Consider the following 19,621-nt stretch of genomic DNA (forward strand, 5'->3'; position numbering starts at 1 on the left):
CATACACTTTTAATGACGTCACATTGGCATTTGAAACAAGCCGGCCTGCTGACAACACCTAGCAGGAAAATACAACAAGCAAAATAAACAATACGCTTTTCATGATAGCTACCTCTTTTTAATTCACGTTGCCACCGGTCGTCCATTTCACTTATAGCGGTTCTGGCCTATACAAAAGTACTAAGGTAAGGCTTTGCTAAAAAACAAATATTCATTCAGTATTTTATCCAGCTCATCAATTTTAAACGGCTTTCCGAGATGCGCATTCATGCCTATGCTCAGGTATTTATCTACCTCGCTTTGCATGACGTTAGCAGTTAACGCGATGATCGTCAGTCGCTCTTTATCATAAGTTTCACGGAGGATACGGGTGGCTTCCATACCATCCATCACCGGCATCTGAATATCCATTAAGACAAGGTCAAATGCACCATCACACGACTTGATTACATCAACCGCCTGTTGACCGTTTTCTGCAATCACAATATCTAGTTCAAAACGATCTAATAGCTTGGTCGCCACTATGCGATTAATCTCATTGTCTTCAACGAGTAGTACCCGAAACGCGCCAGCTGCGCTGACAGGTTCTTCTACCTGGTCTGATTGCTCAGGGTTGTGCTTTGCAGCAATTTGACCAGGCGTATCTTTAACAAAAAGACTGATCAGGTCTTTTTTTAGTAATGGTTTATAAAGTATCGGGTAGTTCACTTTTGGCGCAATACTTTGCTCTGTATGCGCCGTGTAAATGACAACTTTTGCAGGTAACACCGCTAAGGTTTCTAGTCTCTCTAACAACCCATTGGCCTCACAGTCAGGCAATACCCAATCAAGCAGTAACATGTCAAAAGTATTCGCGGATAACATTGCCTCGGCTTGTCGTCCGTTTTGCGCACGCGACACCGTCAGTCCCACTGACGAGGCAATGTTATCACTGACCTCCATGTAAATTGGGTCATCCTCCACAATTAATATTGTGCCAGTGATACTGGCTGTCGAGATTTCCTGCTCGGATAAAGATGCCTTACTGACTGTGTTCAGAGGCAAACGAACGCTAAACGTAGATCCCTGGCCGACTTCACTGACTACCGCGATATGACCCTCCATTAGCTCTGTCAGTAATTTACAAATTGTCAGCCCCAGTCCGGTGCCCCCATAGCGACGAGTCGTGGACGCTTCAGCTTGTGTAAAACGCTCAAACAGCTGTTCAACTTTATCCTGCTCTATCCCTATCCCGGTATCGGTCACTGAAATCTCTACCCAGTCACTCGATGCAGTTTTAGCCTCCCGATGCACAGCGAGCGTAATCGAACCAGATTCCGTGAACTTCGCAGCATTCGACGTGAAGTTAAGCATAATCTGATTTATTCGGACGGGATCGCCGATGTACCAGTCACTGAGCAAAGGGTCAATATCGAAAATCAGCTTGACCCCTTTGGTATTGGCGATGGGCGTGATCAAAGATCTCAAGTTATCGAGCAATTCCTCAAACTGAAAAGGTGTTTGCTCGATATTAAGCTTCTTAGATTCAATTTTTGAAAAGTCGAGAATATCGTTAATGATGGTCGTCAATGCATTTGCCGAAAAGCGCACTTTCTCAAGGTAATTTCTTTGTACTGAGGTGAGCTCTGTAGCAAGCAGGATATCAGTCAGACCCATGATACCATTCATGGGCGTTCTTATCTCATGTGACATATTAGATAAAAACAAAGACTTAGTTTCGGCAGCCAGGTTTGCTTGCGCATTGGCTCGCTTCAGATCGCTCATTAGTCGCAACAACACGACAATAATAAGAAGAAAGACCAATAGAAGCAGGAAGAGGATAGACCTTGTCATCTGCCAGTAATCGACGTCGATCTGTTCGCTAAGTTGCTGCGTCTCTCTCAAAATGGCCGTTGATAGCGTACTGTTTTGTATCGGTACCAGTAGGTTTGAAGCAGGCAATGCATTCTCGAGTATAAAATCTATGTGTAATCGCATTACCCTGAAGCTGCGGCTTTCCTGTTCAAACTGTTCGAGTGATGTCATGGAGCGCATTAACTGCTGACGTACCATTTCAAAAACAGTATGTGAATTGGTCACCTGCAAATTAGACACCAATGCCGCACTTTTACTGACTGCTAACTGAGCTTGCGCTGAGTAAGCATCTTTTTCCAGCTCCTGCTTTGCAATGTAACGGTAAGAAGTTTTGAGCATAGAAGCCAACTGCATGTATGTGTCAACGGCGTCATGAAAGTGCGCTACAGCCAGACTCATTTCGTCGCTCAACAAATCTCGGGCAAGCAGTTCATTATATACACTTTCAAACTCCAGCTGCTTTTGTGCATGCCTGTCGAAATGATAAATATTGCTATCCATTGCGGACAAGGTTTCGAGCGACAGCTCGGTTGTCGCCCTGTTGAGACGCGCTTTCAGTGCCATAGTAACCTGAGTATCTTGGAGCTGATAATATTGCGTGATGGCTTGCGCGCCAATCCACCAAATCAATCCAAGTATTGCTCCTTCAATAAGGTATTTCATTCTTTTAATGACCTCGGCAGTTCGCCTGAAAAGGCATGTAGCAGCGCTTCCAGATCAGAGACATCCTCATCACTGAGTTCTAACCCTAGCTGTCCGCTCGCCATTATCCGGATCGCATCCGACAATTGCCCCACAGAACCATTGTGAAAATACGGTCCTGTATTTGCTACATTCCGTAAACTTGGGACTTTAAAGACAAACTTATCTTGCTCGTTACGGGTTAACTTATACCGCCCAGCGTCATTGAGTAATGCTTTGGGCATACGATCCAGGCGACCCATTTTCTGATAGATATTGCCTCCGATATTACGCCCCTGATGGCAGGTCACACAGCCTAGTTCAACAAACTTTCGATATCCGCGCTGCTGTTGCACCGTTAACGCCTTTTCATTACCTAACAGGTAAGCGTCAATGGGCGTATTTTCGGATACCAGTGACTTCTGGAAGGCGACTATGGCCTTGGTGATATTCTCAGGGGTGATCCCGTCTTCGGACAAAGCTTCGAAGCTGTTAACAAAGTGCGGCTGTTGATTGAGTTTGCCTATCACTTGTGACCAATTGCTGGCCATCTCTAACGGGTTATGGATGGGTAACGGCAACTGACTGGTCAGGTCGGGACTACGCCCATCCCAGAATTGCCTGAAGTTAAAGACCGCATTAATTACACTCGGGGCATTGCGACTCCCCAGCTGCTGATTTATACCAACAGAGACGGGAAAACCGTCATCGCCGCCATTATAGAGGTCATGACAAGAAGCACAGGATGTTGTGTTGTCCGCCGAAAGCAATGGGCTTTTAAACAAGGCTTTGCCAAGCTGAACCCAGCCAACATCATAGTATTCCAGGCGTGGCAAGGGTTGAATGGCGGCATCTACCCATTGGCTGGAATAAGTGACTAAGTCTGCGCTGTTATTAATAACTGGCTGGTGACGGCGATTATCTTTAAAAAAATAAAACTGCAACGCAAGCGTTAAAAATACCATTGCCAGCGCGCTAAATACCGCCACCACATACTTGATACCCATACAAATAACATCCCTGGTGAGCTTGTTTGCTCTCAATTATGAGGGTAAGTATAGACACATAAATCAAAAAACCCCCCATGGCTACCAGGATTAGACGAATGCAACCGGGACCAATTGCCTGGTCACTGTCTTGAATATTCTCAGTCGGATTAGCTCGTTCATCATGAGCCATTAACACTGACGCTGTGATTAAAAAGCTAAGATTAGAATTAGCGTTTTCCCTCTCCCGACTTTCTCCTGATCGGTTAGTTTTGCTTAATTTCACTGTACATTATGTACTGAGGGCCAGCAGGACCACCCAAATATTTGTCTTCGCACTCGGTTAGCCCGGCTTTCTTATAGCAAGCATATGCCCCCGGATTTTGACAATTAACACCCAGATATAACCACCGGAATTGTGCATAATGTTCCGCTAGGTAACCTAACACAGCCACCATTGCCGCGCTGCCTAACCCTTTCCCCTGATACTGCTGACCAATCACAAACGCACGAATACCAAGCGCGCCGGGCGGACAATAAGCAAACTTTTCGGCATACGCCAGGTCCAGCTTAAAGTAGCCAACCAAAGTGTCCTGATGATAAATAACATGGAGGTGTGTGGTCTCACAGATCTCTTCGAGAAATTCTTGCGCCGTGCCGGCAAAACGAACCTGCTCGGAGGCCAGCTGAATGGATTTAACCGCTTCAAAGTCAGCAGGTCTCAGCTTCTTAATGGTGATCATATCCGCCCTTATTTTTTTATAACATAATCAAAACTGTTCAGTATGTGTATTGTAAAGAACCCAGATGAGTGTTTGATCTCTAATAGGAACAAACACCGTAACGAACAACAACGCGAGAATCAAGAAAAGCGGGGTGAGGTGCTTTGGTCTGCACAGTGTAAAACGAACAAACGTCATCTATTGAGCAAAATAACACGCGCCTTTAGCCGAAGCGTATGTCGGTTTCGATACCGGGGAGCCAATTCAAGCAAAGTGCAAGATGGTGTATAGGTCTCCCCGCTTGCCCTAATCAAATTGAGCGTAACGGCTATTGCTTGCCCAGCTGCTTTAAAAAAGCCAGTTTCTGCTGCTCTTGTGCACTAGGCGTGTAAGCTTGTCTTTGAAGATCCGAGAGATCGACCTCATCCAGTGCAAACTCACTGACTTTACTTCGGCCAAAACGTGCTTTTTCCTGCGGCGAGCCAGACATCCGCTCTACCACAAAAGTCTTGAGCTTCAGACCTGATGCATGGTTCGGCAACACACTTTGATGGATCTTCATGGGCAGTGTCTGCACACCTTCACTCAGGCGCTTTCTGGCAACCACATGAGACAAAGGTTGATCCCCTAAAAAAAGATTTGCTCTGACTCGATAAATCCCGGCTTCCTGCACATTCAGTCTGGCATCGATCAGCAGATCACTTCCATGCACCCGAGCCTGTTCAAGATTGAGTAGCTCAGCACTGGGTTTCATGTATTGCACCTGTGCAACTACGGGGATCTCATCACCTCTGACATGTGCCCGCACGGTCAGTTGCAATGCTCTGGGAAAGTCCTTTTTACCCGCTATACTGGCAATATAGCTGCCTTCTTGTTCAAGCAGACTTTGGGTTAGCAGCACCTTATTGCTGTCCACCTCGCTCACCATCACTGTGGCGCCATATATATCACTGCCAGTCAGCATTAACTCTATGGGCTCTGGATATACAAAACGATATTGACTGACTTTGAGTGTTAGTACCTCTTCAATATCCTGGGTCGGAATGGTCACCGGGTAAAAATGATTGGGTGTCAGCCTGTCACTGTCTGCCAGCGTTAATGGCTGAGAATATGGGGCATGGCGTAATTGCTGCTCATAGAGCTGAGCAACTTTGCTTGCAGCATCAGTCATTTCTATCGGAATATGACGCTCTGACTGTTGCACTGACTTTGCTTTAAGTGCACTTTTTGTGGCTTGTTCTGGCTGATGGTTAGGCACCTCAGTGTCTATTGTTTGAGCAACTGCGCCATGGTGAATGGGCTCAGCGTCACCGCTGAGCCACCAATAACCAAGCCCGATTGCCACAAACGTCAGAATAATGAACATTCGGGGCTTCATCCTGACCTCTCTTATTGCATAGCATTAAGCATTAGACGAGACAGGCTGTTATTTCCTGAGTTTTCGACATAGCGATAAGTACTTTTCCAGAACCAGGCACCCGTCTCTTCTTCGTAGGTATTGAAGTTGATGGTGCGACCATCAGCCAACTGACGGCTCGCTTGTGCAGCAGTCACTTTGCCTTCAGCCCGGTCATTAATCACTGAGAAGTGGTCATAGTTATCACTCATTAGCATAGGGTAATGATATGGCATAAACCCGCTAACAGCATCACTTTGCGACGCCAGCTTTCCGCTAGTTGCAACGCTTGCACTACAACTACCAAAGTCATCCGCACGACTGGCACCACATGCAGAGTGGGTCGCGACGACACTATCATCAGTCCCTTTCAGGAAGAGTTTAGTCACTCCCAGGAACAAGGTTCCATCAGCGACAAAACGCAGCCTTGGCGTTCTGGCTTCAGGCAGAGCGGCGATTTGTCTAGCATTGTTGACCTTCAGGTCATTCAGTACACCCAGACGACCTTCAACTGAGCCCCCTAGCCAAGCTCTGATAGCCGCTTCAAGGAGTGGGTTCAAACCTGATGTGCCCTGAGCAACACTCACCGCCAAATCGGCCAATTCGCTGCCACCACCGGCACCTGCGATATCAAAGGTCGCAACAATATTAAGCGGTGCTAAGCCTGCGTTCTCAAGCCAGTTTGCCTGATTATCCAACAGGTAGCGCGCAACCAGATCGCCCGTAGAGTGAGTTACTAGAATACAACCGGGCTGGCAAGTTCCCTGTTGCGACATTTGCTTCAGCTTTGGCCAAACATAATCGCTGGCTATCTTGCCTTCGATACGCTCCAGTGCTGGCCAGTCAATACGCACATCTGCATGTTGGCCCCAAAACTCTGACCAGTAAGATTCCCCGTCACCGGTAACATCGATTGGATAGCCTGAAGTGATCTGGCTAGTCTGAAGACCGTGAATAAGTACGACTTTATAACCATTTGCAAATGAATTAAAAGCGACTGAACCTAGCAAGAAAAGCCAAGACAAACGCAGAAAGTATTTGATTTTGTGCTGCATAATTTCCTCTTAAATCCTATTAAAATCATTGTGCTCAGTGACCAGTCTTCAGATTTCGGTTATCCGGTATTACGCCATACCGCGGAAATTACATTGAGCGCAACTGCATACAAGCATCACTCATCTGACGTCTGACCTTTTAGTTAAAGCGAATAATAAGCTAATGAGTATATGATCAAAAATCAACCACAAAACGAATATAAATTAAACTTTTATTAACGTATGTAATTTGGAGAATAATGTATTGGAAGAAATTTCAAGACGTGGTGTGTAACGAAAAGAGTGACAATTTAAGCGATCGCCGACTATTAGCCGGCGACTTCGACCCGATCTCGCCCGTGTGATTTGGCCAGATAGAGCGCCCTGTCTGCCAGTTCAATCAGGCTCTGCCAAGGCGCACCTTCTTTGTGAAGTGCAATACCAAAACTCGCCGTGATCTGTCGAATAGGTTCTCCTGTTTTTTTATCTTTCACAGAAAGCTTTCGAATGTCATGACGAACCATGTTGGCAAAACTAACCGCTTCGCTGACACTACTGATTGACAAAGTCAGGCAAAACTCTTCACCACCGTAGCGGTATGCGTCGCCACGACCTTGTGCATGGTGAGACAACTTTTCTGCCACCTTTCGGAGAATATCATCGCCTTTTTGGTGGCCAAAATCGTCGTTAAAACGTTTGAAGTGGTCAATATCAACGAATATCAACACTTTTTGCTTACTCATCGAGTGCGTGCAGAAACTAACAATATCTTCATCGAATTTGCCACGGTTCAGCAACCCTGTCAGCTTATCTGTGTTGGCTTCTCGCTGAGAAGCAAACAGCGCCTCTTTGAGTAGCTTAATTTCATCATAAGCCACTTCCAGTTTATTCTGAAACCCCAATGCATTCTGTTGCATTGCAACTGCTTCACGGGTCAACCTGGAGACATATTCCAGCACTTCATCATAGGCACTCGGATCTTGTTCTGCACCGCGTTTTTTAAGATTGTGTAGGCCATAATGACACTCAGACAGAAACGCAGAGAAGTCCTGGGAAGATTCCAGAGTCTCACAGATACCACTCTGAACCTGATCTATCGCGCCCTGAAATGAATGAGAAATTTCATGGAACAAGGCCAAATCATGCTGAGACAGGTACTTATCAAATAACTCTCTGGCCAAGTGAGGCGGACAACCCTGATAACGGGCAATAATCTGATCCAACTCCACATTAAGCTCTGGTTGTGAACCCACAACATAGCAGTAGCAAATTGAATAATTCAGTGGTGTCAGCGGGATCCGATAGCGGATCATAATAGGAAGCGCCTGCTTCAAATAGTGCGCGGAGCGTGTCAGTGTTGTATCAAATTCCATACAGGTCCATCAAGTCGCATTGTTCAGTGGCAATGCTTTATTGTTTATTTATTGTTCTACCTTTGGAGCCAAACGCGTGCAATACTAAATAATTAGAAAAAATTAATCAATCATATCGTATCATTTACAATTAAATTCACTTAGCCAAGACCAAAACATAAAATATTCCCGCTTGCTAAATTCAAAAATAAATTATTCAAACCTTTGAAATAAATAAAAAAGTTAAAACCATCAGTGCTCAATGCAATGTTAATTATTGCTTATTACCATATAATGAAACTTCACTTGCTCAGAGCAAGACGCGCTGATAACGCAATAAACAGGGTACCCAGTACGCCATCGAGATGCACGGCCCAGCGCTTTATCCCTTTGGTTCTTGTTGCGATAGTTTTCGCCAGATTACTGAAGGCAGCAGCGAACATGAGATTAATGACAAACGCAAACAGACTCAGCATCAGTCCAAGTACAATTAACTGCGTGGTCAAACCATGCTCGGCTGTTGTGAATTGAGGTAAGAACAAGCTAGAAAACAACATCGCTTTGGGGTTGAGCAAGTTGTTGAAACATCCTCGCTTGATCAATTCGACACCGTTTAAGCCACTATCTGCAGGCGCAGTTTTAGTCCCAGAAGGGGTAATGCGGCGGTGTTTGTACCAGTGTAGGAGCATCTTTACGCCCAGGTAGGCCAGATAGGCCGCACCAATGAGTTTTACAATCAGTGCAACCAATGGCATGGTCTGCATCACCTGACCAAGTCCAAAGGCCACCAACGCCGTCTGTACCAGACCCGCCAATAAAATGCCCAGTGCGATAAAAGCTCCGGCACGGAACCCCTTTGTAGCTGAATAGCTGGATAACAGCAACAGGTCCGGACCGGGGCTGATAACCAAAAAGAAAATAGTAGTAAAAAACAGAGGTAGCAGAGTAATATCGATCATCAGAGCTTCCGACTAACGTCATTTCAACGCACAAATCATCGCCTCAGTGTACCCATTTAGAGACATAAAATAAATCACAGTTGGAAGTTTTTTGAGCATTACGCTACGACACTATTGCGCGTCTTCGCGCCTGAGGTCATTAAACAAACCCAACTGCCATGGACGCATTGCTAAAAACAGCCCCACACTCTGTCTCTTATCCAAAGGCAGACGAGCATCTTGCTGATTCAGCTGAGCAACCTCTTTAGTCAACTGCTCCAGTCTACGCCGCACCAGACTAATAGTCGCATCACTGTAGCTACCACGTAAATAAAACCGAAAGCTGTCTTGCCTGTTGAAATTACCCTGTAAAAACTTGGTCAGCACCTGCTGTTCGATAAAACGCTCTAGCGGACCTCCGGGGATCCAACGAAAGTCTTGTGCTACCAGAGATTTATAGCGATTATTGGGAAGCAACTGGATCATGTTCAGGCTATCTAATCGTGCCAGTAAACGGATGCACTCCAGTTCATCAACTTGATAATGAGAGATAATGTCTTCAAATTGCCAGCCATCACGTACGCACACAGCCACTAAAAACAGTTTAGGATTCTCCATCAACTCCTGCTCCTGAACCTGGGTAAGCTGACTGATCAGAGACTGCTTTTGTTCTCCCAACGCAAAAAGGTCTGCCAAAGACAACTGCATCAGGTCACAGATCTGCTCTAGCCGCTGTAAGCTGAACTGCTCACTGGCAAAGACCCGTTTAACATTGGCTTCGCTCATATCCAGTGCGTTGGCGACCTCCTTATAGGTCAGTTTATGTTGTTTCAACAGCTGTTTGAGCGTTGAGGTTATCATTGGGATTTGGCTCAAGGTATTACATTCCTATACTCACAGTCTCTAATTACTATACATATTAATTTTGAGTATACAAATATAATCCCTTCGGTAAATTGGAAAGCAAGTCAACGCGAGCCACATGGCTTGCTTACCAAGAGGGAAAGATATGACTCATTTACTTCGTTCAGTTTTATGTTCTGCGGTATTAGGATTATTTTGTACACAGGTTATGGCAAATGACAGCCACGCATCACAGGCCAGCCATCATGGCAGTCAGGCCAGTAAGTACAGTGCACTTAGCGTTGGTGAAAGCGCCGTTGAAGGCGCAAAAGTGTCTATGATTGCCGTTGCTATCCCCGTTGCAGTAATCGGGTTCGGTACAATTTCAGTAGGTATGGCCAGTGCCAAGGCCGCAGCAGACCTATCTGACGCCGCCAGCCCAAAACCTTTGCCTATTTGTGACGATGTATTGATTGCAGGACCTGCACCAGCACAAGCCCTTAGCGAGGAGCTATAATTATGAAGTGGATACAAGGACTGTGCATGGCCGCTGCACTAAGTGCCAGCACACACACTTTTGCAGGCAGCCAAAATAGTGGCGAGGCCCGCTTTGAAGCAAATCAGATTGCGCAATTTGCCAAACAAGTTGAGCGTTATGCTGCAAATCAGGGCGCACACGTATTTGTTATCGGCCGAGTTGGTCGCCCGCAGGATGACCTCCCCAAGGGCATCGAATTTACCCATGTTGCACTGGCGGTCTACTCCGAACTCACGACCACAGATGGTGAGAAAAAGCAGGGTTATGCCATTCACAATTTATATCAGTTGAACGACGACCCCGGCACCAGCCAGCTGATAATCGATTATCCTACGGACTTTTTCTGGTCAGTGCATGACCTCAAAGCAGCCATTGCAATACCCACGCGGGCATTGCAGCAAAAGTTGCTGGATGCGTTTGCGCAGGGAGTACCTGCCAAGGTCCATAATCCGCGCTACTCGGTGGTAGCCAACCCATTTAATAACCAGAAGCAAAATTGCACCGAGCATACGCTGAATGTGATCAATGCTGCATTATATAACACCACGGACATGGCACAGCTCAAAGTGAATACGCGGGCCTATTTTAAGCCGCAAACACTCAATGTGAGCCGCTTTAAACTCGCGCTTGGCTCACTCTTTAATGATGGTGTCGACAGCAGTGACCATCAAGGTAAGGTCAAAACCACCACCTTTACCTCTATCGTCCGATACCTTAATAACAACCAGTTGCTGGCGCACAGCACTGTACTGACGCCAGATGGCCCGGTTGATTTGAAATATCCACTTTAGGAGAACACAGTATGACTACAACAGCCCCTTATGCACCGAGTAAAGCATTCAGACTGGCATCTGTTGCCGCTCTGCTGATTGGTATCGCCTGCTACCTGATTGGCCTGTTCAATGCGCAAATGGCCCTGAATGAAAAAGGATATTATCTGATAGCCCTGCTCTATGGCCTGTTTTCTGCGGTCTCTTTGCAAAAGTGCATCCGAGACCGTCAGGAACAAATTCCGACTTCAAACATTTACTATTTATTAAGTTTAGCTTCCACTTTATTGGCCGCAGTACTGCTGGTATTTGCTTTGTGGCGCGCCGAGTTGCTGCTCAGTGAAAAAGGGTTTTATGGTATCGCGTTTTTGATGAGTCTATATGCTGCAATTGCCGTTCAAAAGAACGTCCGCGATAGCCAGAGCGTGACTGAAACGGTCTCCTCACCCAATACACAAGTGCATGAAGGCGAGGAGTGATCTGAAGTTAAGAGGCCGCACAACGCGGCCTTATAACATATAAGGATTCTCTCCTCTTGGTTCGTTACCTTCCGACGGTGCCAACTGCAAATTTTCAAGCTTGTCGATAATCGTAGTCAGTTGCTCACGCAACTGGGTGTCACTTCCCTGTTGTGACGCCTGATGCATTTGGCCAAGTAACTCAGTAATTGCAGCTAATGCCTGGGCACTGGCATCATCACTGTAGTTATCTACCTGCACACTCGCCGACTGAATACGTGCCAGTTGTGTCGTCAATTCGCTAATCAATGCTTGCTGAGTATCATTTTGCTTCGCCTGTTGAGACTCCTGTTGGCTGAGCAGTGACGCCAACACCTTATCCAGCGAGCTCTGATGATGCTCTAACCCTGCAACGGACTGCGCCAGTGCTTTAGATACTGCCTGAACCTGAGCTGTCTGATTGGTTTGCTGCTGTCTGAGCACAGAGTCCAATGCTGACTTAAGCGTTGCCAGATTACTGGAAGCAAGCTGGTCACTGCTGGCCATCGCCTGACTGACTGATTCGCTCAGTGCCTGCACCAACTCGCTTTGTCCTGACTGCTGATAAGCCACCAGCACTTCAAGAACCTCTTTGAGTTCTGCCTGACCCTCACGTGTCGCCGTGTCACTACTCTGCGCAGCCGAGTTTATTGCCGTCGTTATGGTGTCCAGCCAGTGCGGGAATTGCTGGTTATGCGCCAGGTTTTGTTCAGCAAGTTGCTCTAGCACTTTGAGGATGGCAGGCTGCTCGGCTTGTCGAGTCAATTGTTGCAGTTGCGCTGTCACGCCCTGCTCCCCAAGTACAGCACGCAACCCTTCAAACTGCTCGCTGTAGTTGTGACTCAGTTGCTGTTTATCCATACGTGAGGCTATCTGTGATAACGCACCACTGACCTCAGCCAGTTGCTCAACCGCCAGCAAAGCCGGACTCCCCGCATCATTAGCCCGATTAAGTCGTGCATAGTCCGCCTTAATCTGAGCCCAACGTTCACTTTCCTCAGCAGTGAGCGTGTCTCGCAACTCACCCAGTTTAAGCAGGTTTTCTTCACTGCCTTTACTCAGTGTTTGCGCTTCACCCCTGTAGTGATCCTGGATCAGGTTTTCGAGCTCTTCCTGATTCATAGCGGCAACGACCTTTTCTGCCATCTTGTTCATGTTGCGGTAACTGCCCTGCAACTTAAATGGCGGCTCGGTGCGATAGTTATCATCCTGCGCAGCCGAGGCAATATACTGAGCATTCACTTTGAGTACGGTTTCACGAATAACCAACAGCTTCTGAAGTACTGAACTGATCTCATTGACCTGTGCCTGAGAATAGCCATATTCGAGCTCGTTAAGCGAAATGTCTTCTCCCTGAGCAATACGCACCAGCTTGTACAAGTCGGCCATATTACGGTTTGCCAGTGGTGCAAGCACCGCATTCGATGTCAGCGCATTTTCAACAAAACTCATGGCAAACTCTTGCTCACACCCGGCCAGTGTATCCCCCAGGTTGTATATGTCTGCCCGGTTCGCCAGCATGTCCGGGATTTTAAAACTTTCACCCGATTCGGTATACGGGTTACCGGCCATGACCACCGCAAACTTTTTACCGCGCAGGTCATAGGTTTTACTCTTACCATTCCAGACACCGTCAATCCGGCGTGAGCCGTCACACAGCGAAATAAACTTCTGCAAAAACTCCGGATTGGTATGCTGAATGTCATCCAGATAGAGCATTACGTTGTTGCCCATTTCAAAGCTCTGGTTGATCTTATCTATCTCTTTAGCGGCCGTCGCATTAATCGCCTGAGACGGATCCAAAGAAACCTGATCGTGACCAATAGACGGGCAGTTGACCTTAACAAAAGTCAGTCCAAGGCGGTTTGCCACGTACTCAATCAAAGTAGTTTTACCGTATCCCGGCGGCGAGATCAGTAATAACATGCCCATTAAATCAGTGCGCTTGGCACTACCTGAAGCACCGATTTGCTTGGCCAGGTTATCCCCGATGATCGGAAAATACACTTTATCAATGAGCTGGTTGCGCACAAATGAACTCAGCGGTCTGGGTTTAAACTCCTCCAGTTGCAGGCGTGCTTTTTGCGCTTGCAAAACATCGGCCTTTAACTGCTGATAACCCTGATAAGCGGGCAAAGCCTGCTCAATATACGCACTGGTGCGGGCCAAAAACTCAGCATAATCTAATGCCAAAGTCTGCTCTTCAATACGCGAATGCTGCCCCATCAGACCGGATACTTGTGTCTGCGCCTGGACATCATTCACCTGATAGCTGAGTCCTTTGTGATCCGCAAGCAACAAGTAATTCGCCGCTTCAATCTGATCTTCACGACTAGCGCCATGTTGTTCGCCATACGCGCTCAGCCAGCCCGATGCCAGGCGGCACTTATCAGACAAAGTGCTTAGTTCAGCAAAGGTGGCTTGCAGCGTTTGCCAGAAACCTTTGGCCTTGGCCATGCTCTGAAACTGCTCAGCCAACTTACGTGCTCCTGATTGCAGTTCAAACTGTGGCAGACCTTTGCTGCAGGCCAGCACCTGAATGAGGTATTCAGCGCTCAGCGGGGCAGAATACTGCGCTAGACTCGCTGTATAATCGCCCAGTTGCACCCCAAAACTGCTTATCAGCTCGCTCAGCTCACCAATTAACAGCTGGTTAAAGCGCGGATCATTGAGCGTAGTGGCCATCAATTGCGCCTGCGTTGCTTGTTGTTGTAACGGCTGTAACTGCGCCACATCCAGTGTCGAGACAAACAGCTGGGCCATGACCCGACAACTGGCCGGATAAATCAGTAACCCAAGCTCATTTTTTTGTTTCAGTAGCAAGGTCAGGATCTGAGCCGCGTCAAAGTCATGGATCCCTTTTTCATAACCTTCCTGATACCTGGGTTCAGCAAACGTCTGGACTACACTCAGCAATGACTCCTCCTGCAGAGCACGCAGTAGCTGCTCCATCGACAAGTCAGACTCACCCCGTTGCGCCGCACGCAGGATCTGGGCGGCTAAAAACTCGCCGCGATAAATCTCTGGTCGTTCGGAGGGTAAGGTTTGTGTCCAGTAGTCAGCCGCCTCTGCTAACTGTGAGCGGGCTTGCGGGTCAGGGATCACATCAAAGTACTCTGTCCCGGTCAGGTGTAGCATTAGCTCATCATCGCGAGGCAAGAGCGTCAGATCCAGTACCTGCTTGTTCACGCTAAAGCCATGTTTACCAATTTTGACCGTTTTACCGCCGTCGCTATAGATATCTTGCTTGTCTCTGAGCGAGCGGATCCCCTGATCTTTGCTGGCCTTGAGTTTCGCTGCAATGTCATCGGCTTTGACTTCATCGCCAAGTTCCTTCAGCTCCTGGGTCAGGCTACGTAGCTTGCTGATCATAGGGTCAGAAGCAAAATAACCGTTGATCTGATCCAGCTCAGTAAAATTCTGAGTACGTCGGCTCACGCCCTGTAAAATCCGCTCTGCAGCGGTGGCCAGATTCAGTGCCCGGCGCTGACGCTCGTCAATCAGCTGCTGTTTATGCGCTTCAAAACTTTCGTAAACGTCATCTCGTTTGGCCAGAATCTCAGCCAGAAACTCATCGTATTCACTGAACTGAGACTCCAGCTCCTCAAGCTGGATCAACAATCGCGATAACTGCTCATCACATTGCTCAGGGGTTTTAGCAGCGCTCAGCGCACTGGTGATACTCTGACTGAACAGTTTAAAGCGCGCGGCAAACTCAGCCTTAGCCTCAACACTACCGAGGCTTTTGCGACGTATCTCAACGGCTGCCTTGGCACGGTTAACCAATGCATATACCGCACTCACATCCTCAAGAATTTGTGTCCTGACTCGGCTGTCTTCAATTTCCAGGTCCAGCATAGTGTGGTTTAGCAGGTCCAGCTCATCGCCCAGTGTTTCAAGTGAACCGAGGTAGCCTTTAAGTTCCGTGACACTGTCGCTTTGCTCACTTTTCTCATTAATATCCCGCAACTGCTCATGATAGGGAGCAAGCGCTTTATCCTGTTGCAGAAAAGCCGCCGTTGCATGACTGAGTACTTGGGTCTGTTCATCAATGTTGCTTTGGATAGCGCTGAGTACATCAAGGTTGATGTATTTCACTTCCTCCAGGCTGATCACTTTCCCTTTGAGCAGTTTCAGCGCATCCAGGCTGGCGACAAACTCACTGGCCTGTTTAAAACTGTCGGGGCGCACGTCACGCAATACCTGATGGCTTTCCTGCTCAATATCAGCTTCCGCCTGTCGGGCACTTTGCTGAATTTGGCTGACCTTTTCAAACTCATCCAGCACCTGCTCGGAGGTTTCAAAGATATCGTGCAGTTGCGTATTAATGGTGCTGAAATCAGCTTCCGCGAGCCAGTGATAGCGATCAAGTATCCCACGGGTATGAGAGATCAGATCTTCGTAATGAAAAACACTGGGATTTTGCTCGCTAATAGCCTTACAGACGCTGTATAGATCAGAGATGGCTCTGACCAGGTCCGGATTGCCTATGCGACCGAATACACTGGTCGGTGTAGGTGCATTAGCGGCAAACTGTGCCGAACAAAAGGGGCTTTGCCATATCTGAATAGGATGAACCCGCTCGGCTTCTTCCTGCTCAGCTTTAAAGGTCAGCGTTAAGCCATCTTCATAAATGCCATAACCATGACAATAAATGGGGTTTTGCAGATTCTTTTCGATGATATTATAAGCAAACAGCGCATAACGGCCTTCGGAAGGCTCGTAAAACACATACAGCACGTCTTCACCGTTTGGCGATTTTAGCTGACGATGAAATTCCAAATCATCTATTTTTTCTTCAAAATAACGCGTCTGACCGGATTGCAGATAATAGCCGCCCGGGAAAATAATGCCGTGGTCTTCAGGCAACTGCACACAAGCCTGACCGATGGCATCCTGTCTGAGCACCTGCTGAGTACGACAATTATAAACAAAGTAACGCCACTGCTTTTCGCGATAAGGCTGGACCTTCAGCAGGATCAGCTCACCGACCTGTGCGTAATACAACTCACAGTCTGCCAATGACTGATTGCTGTCTTCTACCGGCTCGCTATAAATGCCTTCGCCAGTTTCAGTGTTGTTTTCAATCTTAATGGTCAGGTCACCACCGACAGTTTCGACAAACACTTTGTCGAGCACATTAATGTGCGGGTGCCGGCCTTCCTCATGCTGGGCACGATCTGTCCTGGTCCATTCAAAATCAAAGCCGCTGTGCTCCTGAATATCTCGTTCACCGCGGTTATCTATATAGTCCAGCGTATTATCCGCGGCAATTTGCCAGCGAAATACCCTGACATCACTCAGTCGGTCGCCAATCTGAAAGAGCGCAAACAGCTTGCCGCCTTGCACAAACAGATGCTGCAAGCGGGTTTCTTTGTAATAAGTATAAAGCTCGTCAAAGTCCCTTAAAAAGCGGGCATCGGTCAGAAACTTGGTCTCTGACGGATACGGCTCCACTTCATAGTGGTCGTCCTGCAACACCAGCTTTTGTACGCTGAATACATCACTGACATGCGTACTTTGCTTCAGGCCCATAAAGACGTTGTACGCAAAGATCAGCTTATCACCAATCAGCACTATGTCTCTGGGAATGCAATTGTGCTCAGTTCGAACCCGGGCTCGACCCTGTACCTTCAGCTCAGTGCTGCCAAAGGCGTCAACGCGTTGGTCATTGAGTATATCAACCTGAGTGCGCAGCTCGCTGCCGAAATTACTCAAGCGGCGCTTTATTAGCTGATAAGAGCCCTGCTCCAGTGCACTGTGTGACTCAGTATCCTGACTTGTTGGTTCAGTCATATCACTTTCCTGTAATCATATCGGGTGCGTGAAACCGAATTGCCGCCACGCACCTCAAAAAACATTGGGGCTATGCCCCTTTTCAGGGATTTATTCCTCTGTTGTGTTTTTAGCTGAATTACCGTTCAGTGAATTGCCCAACAGGCTAAGCAATTGTTGTTTTTCAGCATCCGACGTGTTGCTCAGCTGCTGGAAAAACTTGCTCATATTGATGTTCTTAAGTGTCTCTGATGAAGCATTTGCACCCGCCAGTACGCCCTTCAGGTCGTCCATCAGGTTACGCTCACCGTTGAGGTGATCTTTAAACACAGTCTGCATAGTCTGACTTTCGTTGACCAGGCCATCGATGGATTTGCCCAGTGTGATGGCGTTCATAAACTGGTTAAAGAACTGACCGTCACCCCCCATGAAGTTGATGTCTGCATCGCTCAGTGCTTTAGCCAGCACTTGTGCCTGATGAGCAGCAATGTCTTTGTTTGCTTCCAGCTGTGCCAGTGTCAGTTCTTTTTGCTGGTTCAGTTGCAGTGTGAAGCCTTCATAGTCGCGGGCGTCTTTATCCATGGCGTTAAGCGCCTGCAGTTTCTCTTCCAGACCTTTGGCTTCGGCTGACATTCTGCGCTCAAGGTTAATCGCTTCTGCTTCACCCTGTTTCTCCATGGCATCTGCCATGGCAGTCTGTACTTCGGCATCTGCCAGGCCAATATCGCGCTTACCATGCGCTTCTGCCTCCATCTTCTGCTGTAGTACTTTAGCGTCTGTTTCACCCTGCAATGCATTGGCTTGTGCTTTGGCCTTTATCACATCAGCTTCTGCCAAACCTGATGCAGCTGCCTCAACCTGCGTTGCTTCTGCCAGGATCTTCTTCGATTCAGCCTGTTGATTGGCAATGCGCAGCTCAGCTTCAGCCATTTTTTCCATTTCACGGGCTTTAAAGTCAGCGGCCTGCTCTTGTGCTTTAGCCGCTTCAATGTCTTTGACTAAGGCCTCTTCAGCTTCAGCCTGAGCGCGGATCACTATGGCCTGTTTGTCACGTTCAGCAGCAGCCAGCGTTTGCACATCTTTGATGCGCTCCTGCTCTTCCGCCACAGTTTTCTCAACAGCCACACGGTCGCGTTGCACATCGGCTATCTCTTTACGTTCTACTTCCAGCGCTTTTTCTTTATTAATACGCAGGATTTCGGTTTCTTTTTCACGCTCAATCACTTCTATTTCACGTGAACGAGCCACTTTTTCTTCTTCAATAGCCAGCACGCGCAGACGGTTTTGCTCAGCGATATCCACTTCACGCTGTCTGTTTTGCTCTGCAATCTGAATTGCTTCATCGGCTTTGAGGCGCGCTTCTTCAGACTTCAGACGCTCTTCTTGCTTAACGCGCTCAGCTTCGGCTTCTTCGCGTGCCTGAACGGTTTCAATCTCACGCTTTTGCTTCGCCATGGCGTCTTCTTTCTGACGCTCAATTTCCAGCGTTTTTTCCAGCGCCGCCTGATTCTGGATCTCGATTTGAGCCTGTTCGTCACACTTTAATTGGTTGGTTTCAACGTTTTGTGCTGCGGTTTTTTCAGTGATACGGCGAATACCTTCCGCATCGAGAATATTGCTCGCATCCAGCTTATGGATTGATGTTTGTTCCAGATAGTCGATGGCGACATCTTCTAAGGTGTAGCCCGACAGGTCCTGACCAATCACTTCTTTGATCTTGTCGCGGAACTCATTGCGGTGCGTGAACAACTCCTCGAAGTGCATCTGTTTACCCACGGTTTTCAGTGCTTCAGAGAACTTGGCTTCAAACAGCTCTTGCAGCGTTTCTGGCTCAGACGCACGCGCACACCCGACTTGCTTCGCTACCCGCAGTATGTCTTCTTTATTTTCATTAACGCGGATATAAAAGGTAATGGCAATGTCGGCACGGATGTTATCTTTACAGATCAAGCCACTGCTGTCGCGGCGTTCCAGCACCATGCGCTTGGTAGAAATGTCCATGACTTCCATCTTATGGATCACCGGGTAAACAATGCCGCCTGTGGTGGTGACATCGGGTTCATTTTTCATTTTATTGATGATCAGCGCGTGGCCTTGCTCCACTTTTCGATAGAATTTGCCAATCAATAAAATGACGGCAAAAATGACGACAACCGCTGTACCGACGATAGTCAAAACAGGTCCAAGGTTATTTAAAAATTCCATATCTCTTCCTGATAAGTTTTATAAGTTATT

13 protein-coding genes are annotated in these 19,621 nt (G+C 47.5%); 3 read left to right on the forward strand and 10 right to left on the reverse strand.

Features of this window, described 5'->3' with window-relative positions; translation table 11 throughout:
- Positions 1–180: 180 nt before the first annotated feature.
- The 8 genes from MHN31_RS06410 to MHN31_RS06445 form a co-directional block, all read right to left on the reverse strand.
- Positions 181–2,517: a response regulator gene (locus MHN31_RS06410; RefSeq protein ID WP_239443793.1), complete on the reverse strand. Its 2,337-nt coding sequence runs from the start codon at positions 2,515–2,517 to the stop codon at positions 181–183.
- Positions 2,514–3,542 carry a cytochrome c peroxidase gene (locus MHN31_RS06415; RefSeq protein ID WP_239443794.1) on the reverse strand — a complete coding sequence of 343 codons (1,029 nt, stop codon included), beginning with the start codon at positions 3,540–3,542 and terminating at the stop codon, positions 2,514–2,516. Before MHN31_RS06415 ends, MHN31_RS06410 begins: the two co-directional genes overlap by 4 nt.
- 245 nt (positions 3,543–3,787) lie before the next feature.
- Positions 3,788–4,264 carry a GNAT family N-acetyltransferase gene (locus tag MHN31_RS06420; RefSeq protein WP_239443795.1) on the reverse strand — a complete coding sequence of 159 codons (477 nt, stop codon included), beginning with the start codon at positions 4,262–4,264 and terminating at the stop codon, positions 3,788–3,790.
- Between the two features lie 307 nt (positions 4,265–4,571).
- On the reverse strand, positions 4,572–5,621 hold the full coding sequence (locus MHN31_RS06425; protein ID WP_239443796.1) for a YxcD family protein: 1,050 nt from the start codon (positions 5,619–5,621) through the stop codon (positions 4,572–4,574).
- Between the two features lie 11 nt (positions 5,622–5,632).
- Positions 5,633–6,694, reverse strand: a complete 1,062-nt coding sequence (locus tag MHN31_RS06430; RefSeq protein ID WP_239443797.1) for a hypothetical protein — start codon at positions 6,692–6,694, stop codon at positions 5,633–5,635.
- A gap of 308 nt (positions 6,695–7,002) precedes the next feature.
- Positions 7,003–8,046 carry a GGDEF domain-containing protein gene (locus MHN31_RS06435; RefSeq protein WP_125557704.1) on the reverse strand — a complete coding sequence of 348 codons (1,044 nt, stop codon included), beginning with the start codon at positions 8,044–8,046 and terminating at the stop codon, positions 7,003–7,005.
- Positions 8,047–8,327: 281 nt separating this feature from the next.
- Positions 8,328–8,984, reverse strand: a complete 657-nt coding sequence (locus tag MHN31_RS06440; RefSeq protein ID WP_239443798.1) for a LysE family translocator — start codon at positions 8,982–8,984, stop codon at positions 8,328–8,330.
- A 111-nt stretch (positions 8,985–9,095) separates the two neighbouring features.
- Complete coding sequence (locus tag MHN31_RS06445) at positions 9,096–9,839, reverse strand: helix-turn-helix transcriptional regulator (RefSeq protein WP_239443799.1); 744 nt, start codon at positions 9,837–9,839, stop codon at positions 9,096–9,098.
- A 133-nt stretch (positions 9,840–9,972) separates the two neighbouring features.
- Here MHN31_RS06445 and MHN31_RS06450 point away from each other — a divergent pair, with 133 nt between their 5' ends.
- The 3 genes from MHN31_RS06450 to yiaA are packed head-to-tail and all read left to right on the forward strand — an operon-like array spanning position 9,973 to position 11,593.
- Positions 9,973–10,323 (forward strand): hypothetical protein, encoded by a 351-nt coding sequence (locus MHN31_RS06450; protein ID WP_239443800.1) that lies wholly within the window; start codon positions 9,973–9,975, stop codon positions 10,321–10,323.
- A gap of 2 nt (positions 10,324–10,325) precedes the next feature.
- Positions 10,326–11,135: a DUF2145 domain-containing protein gene (locus MHN31_RS06455; protein WP_239443801.1), complete on the forward strand. Its 810-nt coding sequence runs from the start codon at positions 10,326–10,328 to the stop codon at positions 11,133–11,135.
- Positions 11,136–11,146: 11 nt separating this feature from the next.
- Positions 11,147–11,593, forward strand: a complete 447-nt coding sequence (gene yiaA, locus MHN31_RS06460; RefSeq protein WP_239443802.1) for an inner membrane protein YiaA — start codon at positions 11,147–11,149, stop codon at positions 11,591–11,593.
- Between the two features lie 30 nt (positions 11,594–11,623).
- Here yiaA and MHN31_RS06465 read toward each other — a convergent pair whose 3' ends face one another.
- The gene (locus MHN31_RS06465) at positions 11,624–17,407 is read right to left on the reverse strand and encodes a DNA repair ATPase (protein ID WP_239443803.1); all 5,784 of its coding nucleotides are present in this window, start codon (positions 17,405–17,407) and stop codon (positions 11,624–11,626) included.
- Between the two features lie 90 nt (positions 17,408–17,497).
- Positions 17,498–19,591, reverse strand: coding sequence for an SPFH domain-containing protein (locus MHN31_RS06470; RefSeq protein WP_125557718.1), 2,094 nt, complete (start codon positions 19,589–19,591; stop codon positions 17,498–17,500).
- Between the last annotated feature and the right edge of the window lie 30 nt (positions 19,592–19,621).

The sequence above is a fragment of the Pseudoalteromonas sp. McH1-42 genome (assembly GCF_022347845.1).
Classification (GTDB): Bacteria; Pseudomonadota; Gammaproteobacteria; order Enterobacterales; family Alteromonadaceae; genus Pseudoalteromonas; species Pseudoalteromonas rubra_D.